This window comes from Enterobacter sp. SENG-6, from assembly GCF_001605945.1.
Taxonomy (GTDB): Bacteria; Pseudomonadota; Gammaproteobacteria; order Enterobacterales; family Enterobacteriaceae; genus Enterobacter; species Enterobacter cloacae.
In genome coordinates this window covers 1-15,252 of record NZ_LOMM01000033.1, presented here as the reverse complement: position 1 = coordinate 15,252, position 15,252 = coordinate 1, and the positions used below count along the sequence as shown (strand labels likewise).

Sequence of the window (15,252 nt, the reverse complement as noted above, 5' to 3'; positions counted from 1 at the left end):
AAAACAGGGCTAATGAGAAAGGTTAAAATTGGACTGGCGCTGGGCTCAGGTGCAGCCCGCGGATGGTCACACATCGGCGTGATAAATGCCTTAAACCAGATGGGCGTCGATGTCGATATTGTTGCAGGATGTTCGATTGGATCGCTGGTAGGTTCCGCCTATGCGTGCGGCAAATTGCCCGAACTTGAAGCGTGGGTGCGATCCTTCAGTTACTGGGACGTGCTGCGCCTGATGGACCTTTCCTGGCAGCGCGGTGGGTTGCTTCGCGGTGAACGTGTCTTTAACCAGTTCCGTCAGATTATGCCTCTTCAGGACTTCAGCGATTGTCAGCTGCCATTTGGCGCCGTGGCAACGAATCTCAGTACGGGACGTGAGCTGTGGCTGACCGAAGGGGATATCCACCTTGCCGTTCGCGCCTCCTGCAGTATGCCGGGCCTTATGGCTCCTGTCCCGCATAATGGGTACTGGCTTGTTGATGGCGGAGTCGTTAACCCCGTGCCAATCTCTTTGACGCGCGCAATGGGGGCTGACATCGTGATCGCGGTCGATTTACAACACGACGCTCACCTGATGCAGCAAGACCTCATGCCGGTCAATTTGCAAAGCGAAGATGCCGAGGCGGAAAAACTGGCCTGGCATGAGCGCTTACGCGGGCGAATTGGTCGGATAGCCGCGCGCCGCTCGGTCGCTGCACCCACGGCAATGGAGATTATGACCACCTCAATCCAGGTGCTGGAAAACCGCCTCAAACGTAACCGTATGGCGGGCGACCCACCGGATATTCTGATTCAACCCTATTGTCCACAAATCTCTACCCTTGATTTCCATCGGGCTGAGGCCGCCATCGCAGCGGGCTCTTTAGCCGTCGAAAAGAAAATGGACGAATTATTGCCATTTGTGCGAACCGCACGTTGAGCACCTTTTTTTGACTACTTCAGCAAAATCTGACAGGCGATAGTGCCGATAGCATGCCACTATTTAGTAACTGTCAGCCAGGGGAGGAACCATGACGCAGCCATTGGCCGGAAAACACATTTTGATTGTTGAAGACGAGCCCGTTTTCCGATCGCTACTGGATTCGTGGTTATCCTCGCTGGGGGCAACCACTGCCCTGGCTGAAGATGGTGTTGATGCCCTGGAAAAAATGGTCAGTATCACGCCCGATCTGATGATCTGTGATATCGCAATGCCACGGATGAATGGCCTGAAGTTGGTTGAACATCTGCGTAATGAGGGCAACCAGACGCCCATACTGGTGATCTCCGCGACGGAAAATATGGCGGATATTGCCAAAGCATTGCGTCTGGGGGTGCAGGATATTCTGCTGAAACCAGTAAAAGATCTGAACCGTTTGCGTGAAACGGTATTGGCCTGCCTTTATCCGAATATGTTTAATTCCCGCGTCGAGGAAGAAGAGCGCCTTTTCCAGGACTGGGATGCTTTAGTCAGTAATCCGCCTGCCGCGGCCAAGCTATTGCAGGAACTTCAGCCGCCGGTACAACAGACCTTTTCACACTGTCGAATAAATTATCGCCAGCTTGTGGCCGCGGATCAGCCCGGTCTGGTGCTTGATATTGCGCCATTATCGGATTCCGATCTTGCGTTTTATTCCCTGGATGTTACCCGTGCCGGGGATAATGGTGTATTAGCAGCATTATTACTTCGTGCGCTATTTAACGGGCTGTTGCAGGAACAGTTATCGCATCAGGGGCAACGGCTTCCGGAGTTAGGCAGTTTACTTAAACAGGTTAACCAGCTTTTTCGCCAGGCCAATTTACCAGGACAATTTCCATTGCTGGTTGGCTATTACCATAGTGGATTGAAAAATCTTATCCTCGTTTCAGCGGGTCTGAACGCCTCTCTGAATACCGGGGAACATCATATTCAGGTTAGCAACGGTGTGCCGCTGGGTACATTGGGTACGGCTTATCTTAATCAAATTAGCCATCGCTGTTCTTCCTGGCAGTGCCAAATTTGGGGTGCCGGCGGGCGGTTGCGGTTAATGTTGTCCACGGAATAAGCAGTTGGATCTTAATTTTAAGATTGCCTTACCTGTGTTTTGTGGGGAGTGCTACTATCGCTGCCCAGATTCATGCGTATTTATCCTAATTGATCGGCAACGCGTTCTTTTCAGACCCGGACTGTGTGATGAGGCTGATATACTCAACGCGTTATTTAATGCATAAAAGTTCAAAACTTGAACAGCTCAGGAGAATTTGAATGGCTGCCCTAAATTCGAAAGTCAGAAAAGCCGTCATCCCGGTAGCGGGATTGGGGACCAGGATGTTACCAGCAACTAAGGCAATTCCTAAAGAGATGTTGCCACTGGTTGATAAGCCATTAATTCAGTATGTCGTAAACGAATGTATCGCGGCCGGCATCACTGAAATTGTGCTGGTTACACATTCATCTAAAAACTCTATCGAAAACCATTTCGATACCAGTTTCGAACTCGAAGCCATGCTGGAAAAACGCGTTAAGCGTCAGCTGTTAGAAGAAGTTCAGTCTATTTGCCCTCCGCACGTTACCATTATGCAGGTGCGTCAGGGGCTTGCGAAAGGTCTGGGCCACGCGGTACTTTGTGCATATCCTGTTGTGGGTAATGAACCTGTTGCGGTCATTCTGCCAGACGTCATTCTGGACGAATATGAATCCGATCTGTCTCAGGATAACCTTGCTGAGATGATCAAGCGCTTTGACGAAACGGGTAGCAGCCAGATTATGGTTGAACCTGTTGAAGACGTGACGGCTTACGGTGTTGTTGACTGTAAAGGCGTTAATCTTGAACCCGGTGAAAGCGTGCCAATGGTAGGCGTCGTAGAGAAGCCTAAAGCCGACGTAGCGCCGTCTAATCTGGCGGTAGTAGGTCGCTATGTCCTGAGTGCTGAAATCTGGCCACTGCTGGCGAAAACGCCTCCAGGAGCAGGAGATGAGATCCAGCTGACCGATGCCATCGATATGCTGATCGAGAAAGAGACCGTTGAAGCCTACCATATGAAAGGTAAGAGCCATGACTGCGGTAATAAACTCGGTTATATGCAGGCATTCGTGGAATATGGCATCCGCCACAATTCACTGGGTGAAGAATTTAAAGCCTGGCTGAAAGAGAGCGTGGGTATTAAAAAATAACCCCGCCTGCAAATGATCAAGACCGGTGAGGCGATGCCCACCGGTTTTTTTATGCCCACAACTCAGGGTAACCACGCCGGCCTGTAAGGAACGTTAAATAGTACGATGTCCCAATATGACGGTATGTAAGGGGATGTTTGCAGGAATTGAGGATAAAAAAAATCCCGCATTAAGCGGGATTTTTCTGAATACGTTAGGATTAATCCTTGATCAGGAAGTCGTCCAGCTGTTTACCTTGCTCATCCATGGCTTTTTTGATAACAGCAGGTGTACGACCCTGGCCAGTCCAGGTTTTAGTTTCGCCGTTCTCGTCGACATAGCTATATTTAGCAGGACGAGCAGCGCGTTTTGCTTTAGTACCGGTCTTCGCTGCTGCCATGCTGTTCAGCAATTCATTTGGATCGATACCATCAGCAATCAGCATTTCACGATATTGCTGCAGTTTACGCGTACGCTCTTCGATTTCAGCAGCAGCAGCGCTTTCTTCTTCGCGACGTTCATTAACTACAACTTCTAATTTTTCCAGCATTTCTTCAAGCGTTTCCAAGGTGCATTCTCTTGCCTGCGCACGAAGAGTACGGATGTTGTTCAGAATTTTAAGTGCTTCGCTCATTGTAGTAATCTCAAACTTATAATGGGGGGTGGTTTGTTGTCCTAATAATAGAGCGATAAATTCAGTTGTGCAATAGGTGGGAATGTAAGGAATTCAAAAAATACGGAATAATGGGCGCTATTATTAATTACGCTAACTTAAATTTCATACCCACACAGGCTCGCTTGTTATCACGCTTACCTGCTTAACCCGTTCGGTTGCATCTTTTTTTTGTGACATTTACCGCAGGAATTATAGTTGCGGCGGATAAATATCAGCCTTTTGTATTAGTTTCTGCCAGCGTTGCCAGGGCAAAAATAGTTAATAAATAGTGAATTTTAATGAACGTGGATTCCAGTATAAAAAGAAGTGTTATGTTTAGTGGGTTCGCGACATATAGAGCATGCTGAATCCGTTTACCTCCTGTTTTATCGCATTATTTTCCTGTGCATCTCGTGGTTAACAGCGGCTTGAACCCCATACTCTGTGTGGTGTATCGCTGATGACCAGACAAAATATGGTACAATGAATCATTGGGAATATTACACATTGATTAGGGTTTGACGGCCAATGGCACAACTTTATTTCTACTATTCGGCAATGAATGCCGGAAAATCCACGGCGTTACTGCAATCCTCCTACAATTATCAGGAACGAGGGATGCGCACCGTTGTTTACACCGCTGAAATCGACGATCGCTTCGGTGCAGGTAAGGTGAGTTCAAGAATTGGTCTCTCGTCTCCGGCCAGACTGTTTAACCCACAAACGGACCTGTTGCAGGATATCCGTGCCGAGCATACTTCCCAGCCCATTCATTGCGTTCTGGTCGATGAAAGCCAGTTCCTGACGCGTGAACAGGTGCATGCGCTTTCAGAGGTCGTAGATGAACTTGATATTCCCGTTCTCTGCTATGGTTTGCGCACGGACTTTCGCGGGGAGCTATTTGCCGGCAGCCAGTATTTGCTTGCCTGGTCCGATAAACTGGTCGAACTGAAAACCATCTGTTTTTGCGGCCGTAAAGCCAGTATGGTGCTTCGTCTTGATCAGTCTGGTAAACCCTATGCAGACGGTGAGCAGGTGGTGATAGGGGGCAATGAACGCTATGTGTCGGTCTGTCGTAAGCATTATAAAGAGGCGTTGTCTGTGGGCTCCCTGACGGCGATTCAGCACGATAACAGGAAGTAGTTACAAAGAACTTAAAGCCTGATCTTCAGACATAAAAAAACCCGCCAGAGGCGGGTTTTTTAACAGCGGTCAATTAAGCGCTTTTCTTCGCTTTTTTGTCAGCTTTAATGACGGGTGCTTCTGTTTTCACAGCAGCGACGTCACCTTCTTTGAACTCACGTCCGTAGAATGTATCCAGCAGGATCTGTTTCAGCTCGGAGATCAGTGGGTAGCGCGGGTTCGCACCAGTACACTGGTCATCGAATGCATCTTCAGACAGCTTATCAACGTGTGCCAGGAAGTCAGCTTCCTGAACACCCGCTTCGCGGATAGATTTAGGAATGCCCAGTTCAGCCTTCAGGCTTTCCAGCCATGCCAGCAGTTTCTCGATCTTAGCAGCAGTACGGTCGCCCGGTGCGCTCAGACCCAGGTGGTCTGCGATTTCAGCGTAACGACGACGTGCTTGCGGACGGTCGTACTGGCTGAAAGCAGTCTGCTTGGTTGGGTTGTCATTCGCGTTATAACGGATAACGTTGCTGATCAACAGGGCGTTCGCCAGACCGTGAGGAATGTGGAACTGAGAACCCAGTTTGTGAGCCATGGAGTGGCAAACCCCGAGGAAGGCGTTAGCAAACGCGATACCGGCGATGGTTGCTGCACTGTGGACACGCTCACGGGCAACCGGGTTTTTAGACCCTTCGTTGTAAGACGCTGGCAGGTTTTCTTTCAGCAGTTTCAGCGCCTGCAGAGCCTGACCATCAGAGAACTCAGAAGCCAGTACGGAAACATAGGCTTCCAGGGCGTGAGTCACAGCGTCCAGACCACCGAATGCACACAGTGATTTCGGCATATCCATCACCAGGTTGGCATCAACGATGGCCATATCTGGGGTCAGCGCGTAGTCAGCAAGTGGGTATTTCTGACCCGTTGCGTCATCAGTGACCACCGCGAACGGCGTAACTTCAGAACCTGTACCGGAAGTGGTGGTAACGGCGATCATCTTCGCTTTTACGCCCATTTTCGGGAACTTGTAGATACGTTTACGGATGTCCATAAAGCGCAGCGCCAGTTCTTCGAAGTGGGTTTCTGGATGTTCGTACATTACCCACATGATTTTCGCGGCGTCCATTGGGGAACCACCACCCAGTGCGATAATCACATCTGGTTTGAAGGAGTTAGCCAGCTCCGCACCTTTACGCACAACGCTCAGGGTTGGGTCAGCTTCAACTTCAAAGAACACTTCAGTTTCTACGCCAGCGGCTTTCAGAACAGAGGTGATCTGGTCAGCGTAACCGTTGTTGAACAGGAAACGGTCAGTCACGATGAGCGCACGTTTGTGGCCATCAGTAATCACTTCATCCAGCGCGATTGGCAGAGAACCACGGCGGAAGTAGATAGATTTCGGAAGTTTGTGCCACAACATGTTTTCAGCTCGCTTAGCAACGGTTTTCTTGTTGATCAGGTGTTTTGGACCAACGTTTTCAGAGATGGAGTTACCACCCCAGGAACCACAACCCAGAGTCAGGGAAGGTGCGAGTTTGAAGTTGTACAGGTCGCCGATACCACCCTGAGAAGCCGGGGTGTTGATCAGGATACGTGCAGTTTTCATCATCTGACCAAAGTGAGCAACACGTTCTGGCTGGTTATCCTGGTCAGTGTACAGGCACGAGGTATGGCCGATACCACCCATCGCAACCAGTTTCTCTGCTTTCTCTACTGCGTCTTCGAAATCTTTGGCGCGGTACATCGCCAGAGTAGGGGACAGTTTTTCGTGAGCGAATGGTTCGCTTTCGTCGACAACTTTAACTTCACCAATCAGAATTTTGGTGGTTGCCGGAACAGTGAAGCCTGCCAGTTCAGCGATTTTATACGCTGGCTGACCCACGATAGCCGCGTTCAGCGCGCCATTTTTCAGAATGATATCCTGAACCGCTTTCAGCTCTTTGCCCTGCAGCAGGTAGCCGCCGTGGCTGGCGAAACGTTCGCGAACAGCATCATAAACGGAATCAACAACAACAACAGACTGTTCAGAAGCACAGATAACACCGTTGTCGAAGGTTTTGGACATCAGCACGGACGCAACAGCACGTTTGATATCGGCCGTTTCATCAATAACCACTGGGGTATTACCCGCGCCTACGCCGATAGCAGGTTTACCGGAACTGTATGCCGCTTTAACCATGCCAGGACCACCGGTCGCCAGGATCAGGTTAATGTCCGGGTGGTGCATCAGCGCGTTAGAAAGCTCAACGGACGGTTGGTCGATCCAGCCGATCAGGTCTTTAGGGGCACCGGCAGCAATCGCAGCCTGCAGAACGATGTCAGCGGCTTTGTTGGTCGCATCTTTTGCACGTGGGTGCGGGGAGAAGATGATTGCGTTACGGGTCTTCAGGCTGATCAGAGATTTGAAGATAGCGGTAGACGTTGGGTTGGTGGTTGGAACGATACCGCAAATAATGCCGATAGGTTCTGCAATGGTGATAGTACCGAAAGTGTCGTCTTCAGACAGCACGCCACAGGTTTTCTCATCTTTATAGGCGTTGTAGATATACTCTGAAGCGAAGTGGTTTTTGATCACTTTATCTTCAACGATACCCATGCCGGATTCGGCAACGGCCATTTTAGCGAGAGGGATTCGAGCATCTGCAGCAGCCAGAGCGGCCGCGCGGAAGATTTTATCAACCTGTTCTTGGGTGAAATTGGCATATTCACGCTGGGCTTTTTTAACGCGCTCGACGAGGGCGTTCAGTTCAGCGATATTAGTAACAGCCATAATGCTCTCCTGATAATGTTTAAACTCTTTTAGTAAACCAGCGCTCGATACGTCAGACAGTATAGACAGAGCCAATACGACTTGCGTAACACACAGTAAAACAATGGGTTACTTCCTGCACCAGCACACTAATTTACTAAAAGAGCCTTACCTTAGCATCATCCTTTTTTGGCAGGTCATCTCCCTGGGGGCGTAATCAAGATTACTCACTTCTGAGTACGAAAATCATGATCTGCGTCAATTTTCCCCCAAGCTGATACCTTTCAGCAGGGTTATTTCTTTGAGATTATTCCAGTGTTAAATAATTAAGTAACTATTGGAAGTGGCGCTATCATTGCTTATACAAATATTTAACATCATGAATTGATAACGTTTTGGCACAGATTTCTGGTGAAGTATGCTGATAAAAAGCGTATCTTCAGCGCGATTTTCACTGACAGTTGTCAGCCCCGGGGCATACGCATAAGCGGAGCAAAATGTGATCTTATCGCTCTTTGATTTTCCTACATATTTTAAGTTTTTTATTGGTTTGTTTGCATTGGTCAACCCGGTGGGGATCATTCCTGTCTTCATTAGTATGACCAGTTACCAGACGGCGGCGGCCAGAAATAAAACCAATCTTACCGCTAACCTGTCAGTGGCGATTATTCTCCTGACCTCCCTTTACCTTGGGGATGCCATTCTTCAGGTGTTCGGCATCTCGATTGATTCTTTCCGTATTGCGGGTGGGATCCTGGTGGTCACCATCGCTATGTCGATGATCAGCGGTAAGCTGGGGGAAGACAAACAGAACAAGCAGGAAAAATCAGAAACCGCCATTCGCGAGAGCATAGGCGTAGTGCCGCTGGCGTTACCGCTGATGGCCGGTCCCGGCGCTATTAGCTCGACGATTGTCTGGGGTACGCGCTACCACAACTGGATGCATCTGATTGGCTTTTCTGTTGCCATTGCCATTTTTGCGCTTTGTTGTTGGGGCGTTTTCCGCATGGCACCCTGGCTGGTGCGTCTGCTTGGGCAGACAGGCATCAACGTCATTACCCGTATTATGGGGTTGCTATTGATGGCCCTGGGCATCGAATTCATTGTGACCGGCATCAAAAGCATTTTCCCCGGCTTATTGCACTGACATTTCATATGAAAGAACGGAGCCAACGGCTCCGTTTTTTTTACGTGAATATCAGCAAATCATATAAATAAAGTTGAAATGCTTACCTGTCATAATAAATTCTACTAATAATGTTCAATTCTTATATTTCAACAAGTTATTAATCCCACCGTTTCCTGCCTGCACAGAAAACCCGCGATCATTCTGTTATTTTACTCACACGATACTCTGGGGCTTGCTGAGTGATAACCGAAATGATATTAGTAAATTCAACGTTCCCTTAGAGGAATGTGCTAAATAATAATCAGTTGTTAAATTTTTGTACAAAATGACGTGATGGTAGCGCAGCGACGCGCGCAGAGAGACTGATTTTTTTATCTCCTTGAATGAAAAGATTTTTCTTGTCCTTTCATGTCAGGCAGGGCTGCCCTCAACGATTTAGTACACTTCGTAAAAGAGAATTGCTTAACAAATTTGCAAAATGTATTGGCGTGCGTTTACGCCTTTTGATACTTTCCGGCCTAATATTTTGCAGCATAAAACAAGAAGATGAGAATTATTTTCATATAGTCATCTTCGCGAATATCCAACACATGTCTCAGACAGGGGAGACGTGTAAAGAATCGACGCAAGACGGCCATACGAGCGGTCAGTAATAAAGAAGTCGGTGATAGCAAGAAGTAAAAAAAGAACCTGACAGCAGCAAAAAAAACTCCTGCGCTGTACAGGCCCCAACAGGGGATTACACAGCTGGCGAAGGCCAGTAATTATAATGAGTGGAGTACCAACACAATGTCCATCATCACAAAAAAAAATCTGGTAGCGGCGGGGATTTTAACTGCGCTAATCGCGGGCAACGCTGCAATGGCTGCGGACGTGCCTGCAGGGGTACAGCTGGCTGAGAAGCAGACGCTGGTACGTAACAACGGGGCTGAAGTTCAGTCTCTTGATCCGCACAAAATTGAGGGCGTGCCAGAGTCAAACGTCAACCGCGACCTGTTTGAAGGGCTGCTGGTTACTGACGTAGAAGGCCACCCGGCGCCGGGTGTCGCCGAAAAGTGGGAAAACAAAGATTTTAAAGTCTGGACCTTCCATCTGCGCAAAGATGCTAAATGGTCCGACGGTACACCGGTTACCGCCGAAGATTTCGTTTACAGCTGGCAGCGCCTGGCGAATCCAAACACCGCCTCTCCGTATGCGAGCTATCTGCAATATGGCCATATCGCCAATATCGATGACATCATCGCCGGTAAAAAACCGGTCACCGATCTGGGTGTAAAAGCGATTGATGCCAACACGTTTGAAGTGACGTTGAGCGAACCTGTTCCGTACTTCTATAAACTGCTGGTTCACCCGTCTGTCTCCCCGGTACCGAAATCCGCAGTGGAAAAATTCGGTGAAAAATGGACCCAGCCTGCCAATATTGTGACCAACGGTGCTTATAAACTGAAAGACTGGGTGGTCAACGAACGTATGGTTCTGGAGCGTAACCCGCAATACTGGGATAACGCCAAAACCGTGATTAACCAGGTGACCTACCTGCCAATCTCTTCTGAAGTGACTGACGTGAACCGCTACCGCAGCGGTGAAATCGACATGACCTATAACAACATGCCGATTGAACTGTTCCAGAAACTGAAGAAAGAGATCCCGAAAGAAGTTCATGTCGATCCATACCTGTGTACTTATTACTACGAAATTAACAACCAGAAAGCACCGTTCACCGACGTACGTGTCCGTACGGCGCTGAAGCTGGCACTGGATCGCGATATCATCGTGAACAAAGTGAAAAACCAGGGCGATCTGCCAGCCTACAGCTACACTCCTCCGTACACCGACGGCATGAAACTGGTTGAGCCTGAGTGGTTCAAGTGGTCACAGGAAAAACGTAACGAAGAAGCGAAAAAACTGCTGGCCGAAGCGGGGTATACCGCAGATAAGCCGCTGACGTTTAACCTGCTGTACAACACGTCCGATCTGCATAAAAAACTGGCGATTGCCGTTGCCTCTATCTGGAAGAAAAACCTGGGCGCGAACGTTAAGCTGGAAAACCAGGAGTGGAAAACCTTCCTGGATACCCGTCATCAGGGCACCTTTGACGTGGCGCGTGCAGGCTGGTGTGCGGACTATAATGAACCGACATCCTTCCTGAATACCATGCTCAGCGACAGCTCAAACAACACTGCGCACTATAAGAGCCCGGCATTCGATAAGCTTATCGCTGAAACGCTGCAGGTTACTGACGATGCAAAACGCGCAGACCTGTACGCCAAAGCAGAACAACAGCTCGATAAAGACTCGGCAATTGTACCGGTTTACTACTACGTGAACGCCCGCCTGGTGAAACCATGGGTTGGCGGCTATACCGGTAAAGACCCGTTGGATAATATTTCCGTTAAGAATCTTTATATTATCAAGCATTAATGGCAATACGTGGGGCGGGCCTGGCTTGCCCCACTGTGTCTACTTTGTAACATTCATCAGGCACACGCCAGAAGGTACGGGCAATGTTGAAATTTATCCTGCGTCGCTGTTTAGAAGCGATACCAACGTTATTTATTCTAATTACAATTTCCTTCTTTATGATGCGTCTCGCGCCGGGAAGTCCATTCACGGGGGAACGTACGCTGCCACCTGAAGTGATGGCGAATATCGAAGCGAAATATCATTTAAACGATCCTATCTCCACGCAATACTTCAACTATCTGAAGCAACTGGCGCATGGCGATTTCGGGCCGTCATTTAAATATAAAGACTATTCCGTTAACGACCTGGTGGCGTCCAGCTTCCCGGTATCGGCAAAACTGGGTGCTGCGGCATTCTTGTTGGCCGTGGTTCTCGGGGTCACCGCAGGCGTTATCGCCGCGCTTAAACAAAATACCAAATGGGATTATACGGTAATGGGGGTCGCAATGACCGGGGTGGTTATCCCCAGCTTCGTTGTCGCGCCGTTGCTGGTGATGATATTTGCCATCACGCTGAAATGGCTGCCCGGCGGCGGCTGGAACGGCGGGGCACTGAAATTCATGATTTTACCGATGGTGGCGCTTTCTCTGGCTTACATCGCCAGTATCGCGCGTATCACCCGTGGTTCGATGATTGAAGTGTTACATTCAAACTTCATCCGTACCGCGCGCGCGAAAGGGTTGCCGATGCGCCGGATTATCTTCCGCCATGCGCTCAAGCCGGCTCTGTTACCTGTGCTCTCGTACATGGGACCGGCGTTCGTCGGTATTATTACCGGTTCAATGGTTATTGAAACCATCTACGGTCTGCCGGGTATTGGCCAGCTGTTTGTTAACGGTGCCCTCAACCGCGACTATTCTCTGGTGCTGAGCCTGACGATCCTCGTGGGTGCGTTGACCATTCTCTTTAACGCTGTTGTCGATGTGCTGTATGCCGTTATCGACCCGAAAATCCGTTACTAACTGGAGCACGCCATGATGTTGAGTAAGAAAAACAGCGAGGCGCTGGAAAACTTCAGTGAAAAACTGGAAGTCGAAGGTCGTAGCCTCTGGCAGGACGCCCGCCGTCGCTTTATGCATAACCGCGCAGCGGTCGCCAGTCTGGTTGTTCTGGTGCTGATCGCGCTGTTTGTGACCCTGGCGCCGATGCTGTCGCAATTCACCTATTTCGATACGGACTGGGGCATGATGTCCAGCGCGCCGGATATGGAGTCCGGCCACTACTTTGGTACGGACTCGTCCGGACGTGACCTGCTGGTCCGCGTTGCCATTGGTGGCCGTATTTCATTGATGGTGGGGATTGCAGCAGCGCTGGTGGCCGTGATCGTCGGCACGCTCTATGGCTCGCTCTCCGGCTATCTCGGCGGGAAAGTGGACTCGGTCATGATGCGTCTGCTGGAGATTTTAAACTCCTTCCCGTTCATGTTCTTCGTGATCCTGCTGGTGACCTTCTTCGGCCAGAACATCCTGTTGATCTTCGTGGCCATCGGCATGGTTTCCTGGCTGGATATGGCGCGTATCGTACGTGGCCAGACGCTGAGCCTTAAACGCAAAGAGTTTATCGAAGCGGCGCAGGTGGGTGGTGTATCAACAGGGAATATCGTTGTCCGCCACATTGTTCCTAACGTGCTGGGCGTGGTGGTGGTGTATGCCTCACTGCTGGTACCAAGCATGATCCTGTTTGAATCTTTCCTGAGCTTCCTGGGGCTGGGCACGCAAGAGCCGCTGAGCAGCTGGGGCGCGCTGTTGAGCGATGGCGCAAACTCAATGGAAGTTTCACCGTGGCTGCTGTTATACCCGGCGGGTTTCCTGGTCGTGACCCTGTTCTGTTTCAACTTTATCGGCGATGGCCTGCGTGATGCCCTCGACCCGAAAGACCGTTAAGGAGCGCCGTCATGACAATTATTGAAACGGCAACTGCGCCACAGGCGCAACAGCGGAGTGACCTTCTGCTGGATGTAAACGATCTCCGCGTCACCTTTAAGACGCCGGACGGGGATGTCACCGCCGTAAACGATCTCAACTTCAACCTGCGCGCGGGTGAAACGCTGGGTATCGTGGGCGAATCCGGCTCCGGGAAATCTCAGACGGCGTTCGCGCTGATGGGGCTGCTGGCTGCAAACGGTGTGATTGGCGGATCCGCCAAATTCAACGGACGTGAGATCCTCAACCTGCCTGAACACGAGCTGAACAAGCTGCGTGCCGAGCAGATTTCGATGATTTTCCAGGATCCGATGACCTCGTTGAACCCGTACATGCGCGTCGGTGAGCAACTGATGGAAGTCCTGATGCTGCACAAAGGGTTGAGCAAAGCTGAAGCCTTTGAAGAGTCCGTTAAAATGCTCGATGCGGTAAAAATGCCAGAGGCGCGTAAGCGCATGCGCATGTTCCCGCATGAGTTCTCTGGCGGTATGCGTCAGCGTGTCATGATTGCCATGGCACTGCTGTGTCGTCCAAAACTGCTGATTGCCGATGAACCGACCACCGCGCTGGATGTGACCGTCCAGGCGCAAATCATGACCCTGCTGAACGAGCTTAAGCGTGAGTTCAACACGGCGATTATCATGATCACCCACGATTTGGGCGTGGTTGCCGGTATCTGTGACAAAGTGCTGGTGATGTATGCCGGCCGTACGATGGAATATGGCAAAGCGCGCGATGTTTTCTATCAGCCTGCGCACCCGTACTCGATCGGTTTGTTGAATGCGGTGCCACGTCTTGATGCGGAAGGGGAATCCCTGTTGACCATTCCGGGCAACCCGCCAAACCTGCTGCGCCTGCCGAAAGGCTGCCCGTTCCAGCCGCGCTGCCCGCACGCGATGGAGATTTGTAACAGCGCTCCGCCGCTGGAAGAGTTTGCACCAGGCCGTCTGCGCGCCTGCTTTAAGCCGCAGGAGGAGCTGGTATGAACGCATTAGATGAAAAAAGAAATGTGCTGCTCGAAATTGCCGATCTTAAAGTGCATTTCGACATCAAAGACGGTAAACAGTGGTTCTGGCAGCCGCCCAAGACCCTGAAAGCTGTGGATGGCGTAACGCTTCGTCTGTATGAAGGGGAAACGCTGGGCGTGGTGGGTGAGTCCGGATGCGGTAAATCGACCTTTGCGCGTGCCATTATCGGGCTGGTGAAAGCGACCGGCGGTAAAGTGGCGTGGCTGGGTAAAGATCTACTGGGGATGAAGCCCGAAGAGTGGCGCGACGTACGCAGCGATATCCAGATGATATTCCAGGATCCGCTGGCGTCCTTAAACCCGCGTATGACCATCGGTGAGATCATTGCCGAGCCGCTACGGACCTATCATCCGAAGATGCCACGTCAGGAAGTACGCGATCGTGTTAAGGCGATGATGATGAAAGTGGGGCTGCTGCCAAACCTCATCAACCGCTATCCGCACGAATTCTCCGGCGGCCAGTGTCAGCGTATCGGTATTGCCCGCGCGTTAATCCTTGAGCCGAAGCTGATCATCTGCGATGAGCCTGTCTCCGCGCTGGACGTGTCGATTCAGGCGCAGGTGGTTAACCTGCTGCAGAAGCTGCAGCGTGAGATGGGGCTGTCGCTGATCTTCATTGCGCACGACCTGGCGGTGGTGAAGCACATTTCTGACCGCGTACTGGTTATGTACCTGGGCCATGCCGTGGAGCTGGGCACCTATGATGAGGTGTACCACAATCCACTGCACCCCTACACCAAAGCGCTGATGTCCGCGGTGCCAATTCCCGATCCCGATCTGGAAAAAAATAAAACCATCCAGCTGCTGGAAGGCGAATTGCCGTCGCCGATTAATCCGCCATCAGGCTGCGTGTTCCGTACGCGATGCCCACTGGCCGGGCCGGAGTGTGCGAAAACACGACCGGTTCTGGAAGGCAGTTTCCGACATGCGGTTTCCTGCCTGAAAGTAGACCCGTTATAATCGCAAGGGCTGACATGATGTCAGCCCTTATTTTTGTGCACTGAAAACCCCCAGCTAGGCTGGGGGTTCCGGAAAGCTTTCAGCTTTAAGTCAGTTATAAAAACCCCTTTTGAT

13 protein-coding genes are annotated in these 15,252 nt (G+C 50.5%); 10 read left to right on the top strand and 3 right to left on the bottom strand.

Annotated elements, in window-relative coordinates; all coding sequences use genetic code 11:
* Nucleotides 1-12: 12 nt before the first annotated feature.
* From rssA to galU, 3 genes are all read left to right on the top strand, one after another.
* On the top strand, nucleotides 13-915 hold the full coding sequence (gene rssA, locus AX755_RS15850; protein ID WP_013096264.1) for a patatin-like phospholipase RssA: 903 nt from the start codon (nucleotides 13-15) through the stop codon (nucleotides 913-915).
* Between the two features lie 91 nt (nucleotides 916-1,006).
* A complete protein-coding gene (gene rssB, locus AX755_RS15845) occupies nucleotides 1,007-2,020 on the top strand; it encodes a two-component system response regulator RssB (protein ID WP_013096265.1) in 1,014 nt (337 codons plus the stop codon).
* A gap of 200 nt (nucleotides 2,021-2,220) precedes the next feature.
* Complete coding sequence (gene galU, locus AX755_RS15840) at nucleotides 2,221-3,129, top strand: UTP--glucose-1-phosphate uridylyltransferase GalU (protein WP_029883446.1); 909 nt, start codon at nucleotides 2,221-2,223, stop codon at nucleotides 3,127-3,129.
* A gap of 199 nt (nucleotides 3,130-3,328) precedes the next feature.
* On the opposite strand, the gene hns is transcribed toward galU, so the two are convergent.
* Nucleotides 3,329-3,742: a histone-like nucleoid-structuring protein H-NS gene (gene hns / locus AX755_RS15835; protein ID WP_008502781.1), complete on the bottom strand. Its 414-nt coding sequence runs from the start codon at nucleotides 3,740-3,742 to the stop codon at nucleotides 3,329-3,331.
* 549 nt (nucleotides 3,743-4,291) lie between these two features.
* Between hns and tdk the strand changes: the two genes are divergently transcribed.
* Nucleotides 4,292-4,906 (top strand): thymidine kinase, encoded by a 615-nt coding sequence (gene tdk, locus AX755_RS15830; protein WP_013096267.1) that lies wholly within the window; start codon nucleotides 4,292-4,294, stop codon nucleotides 4,904-4,906.
* A gap of 73 nt (nucleotides 4,907-4,979) precedes the next feature.
* On the opposite strand, the gene adhE is transcribed toward tdk, so the two are convergent.
* Together adhE and AX755_RS25600 are read right to left on the bottom strand one after the other, a co-directional pair.
* Nucleotides 4,980-7,658, bottom strand: a complete 2,679-nt coding sequence (adhE, locus tag AX755_RS15825; RefSeq protein ID WP_013096268.1) for a bifunctional acetaldehyde-CoA/alcohol dehydrogenase — start codon at nucleotides 7,656-7,658, stop codon at nucleotides 4,980-4,982.
* Between the two features lie 297 nt (nucleotides 7,659-7,955).
* Nucleotides 7,956-8,231 (bottom strand): hypothetical protein, encoded by a 276-nt coding sequence (locus AX755_RS25600; RefSeq protein WP_162185062.1) that lies wholly within the window; start codon nucleotides 8,229-8,231, stop codon nucleotides 7,956-7,958.
* On the opposite strand from AX755_RS25600, the gene AX755_RS15820 reads away from it, so the two are divergent.
* From AX755_RS15820 to oppF, 6 genes are all read left to right on the top strand, one after another.
* Nucleotides 8,137-8,784, top strand: a complete 648-nt coding sequence (locus tag AX755_RS15820) for a YchE family NAAT transporter (protein ID WP_020690921.1) — start codon at nucleotides 8,137-8,139, stop codon at nucleotides 8,782-8,784. The two genes, AX755_RS25600 and AX755_RS15820, sit on opposite strands and share 95 nt — an antisense overlap.
* A gap of 771 nt (nucleotides 8,785-9,555) precedes the next feature.
* Complete coding sequence (gene oppA / locus AX755_RS15815) at nucleotides 9,556-11,187, top strand: oligopeptide ABC transporter substrate-binding protein OppA (RefSeq protein ID WP_020690922.1); 1,632 nt, start codon at nucleotides 9,556-9,558, stop codon at nucleotides 11,185-11,187.
* Between the two features lie 83 nt (nucleotides 11,188-11,270).
* On the top strand, nucleotides 11,271-12,191 hold the full coding sequence (gene oppB, locus AX755_RS15810; RefSeq protein ID WP_013096271.1) for an oligopeptide ABC transporter permease OppB: 921 nt from the start codon (nucleotides 11,271-11,273) through the stop codon (nucleotides 12,189-12,191).
* Nucleotides 12,192-12,203: 12 nt separating this feature from the next.
* Complete coding sequence (gene oppC, locus AX755_RS15805) at nucleotides 12,204-13,112, top strand: oligopeptide ABC transporter permease OppC (RefSeq protein WP_013096272.1); 909 nt, start codon at nucleotides 12,204-12,206, stop codon at nucleotides 13,110-13,112.
* An 11-nt stretch (nucleotides 13,113-13,123) separates the two neighbouring features.
* Nucleotides 13,124-14,137 (top strand): ABC transporter ATP-binding protein, encoded by a 1,014-nt coding sequence (locus tag AX755_RS15800; protein ID WP_013096273.1) that lies wholly within the window; start codon nucleotides 13,124-13,126, stop codon nucleotides 14,135-14,137.
* On the top strand, nucleotides 14,134-15,138 hold the full coding sequence (gene oppF / locus AX755_RS15795; RefSeq protein WP_020690924.1) for a murein tripeptide/oligopeptide ABC transporter ATP-binding protein OppF: 1,005 nt from the start codon (nucleotides 14,134-14,136) through the stop codon (nucleotides 15,136-15,138). The genes AX755_RS15800 and oppF overlap by 4 nt, the downstream gene beginning before the upstream one ends.
* The last annotated feature ends 114 nt before the right edge of the window (nucleotides 15,139-15,252 follow it).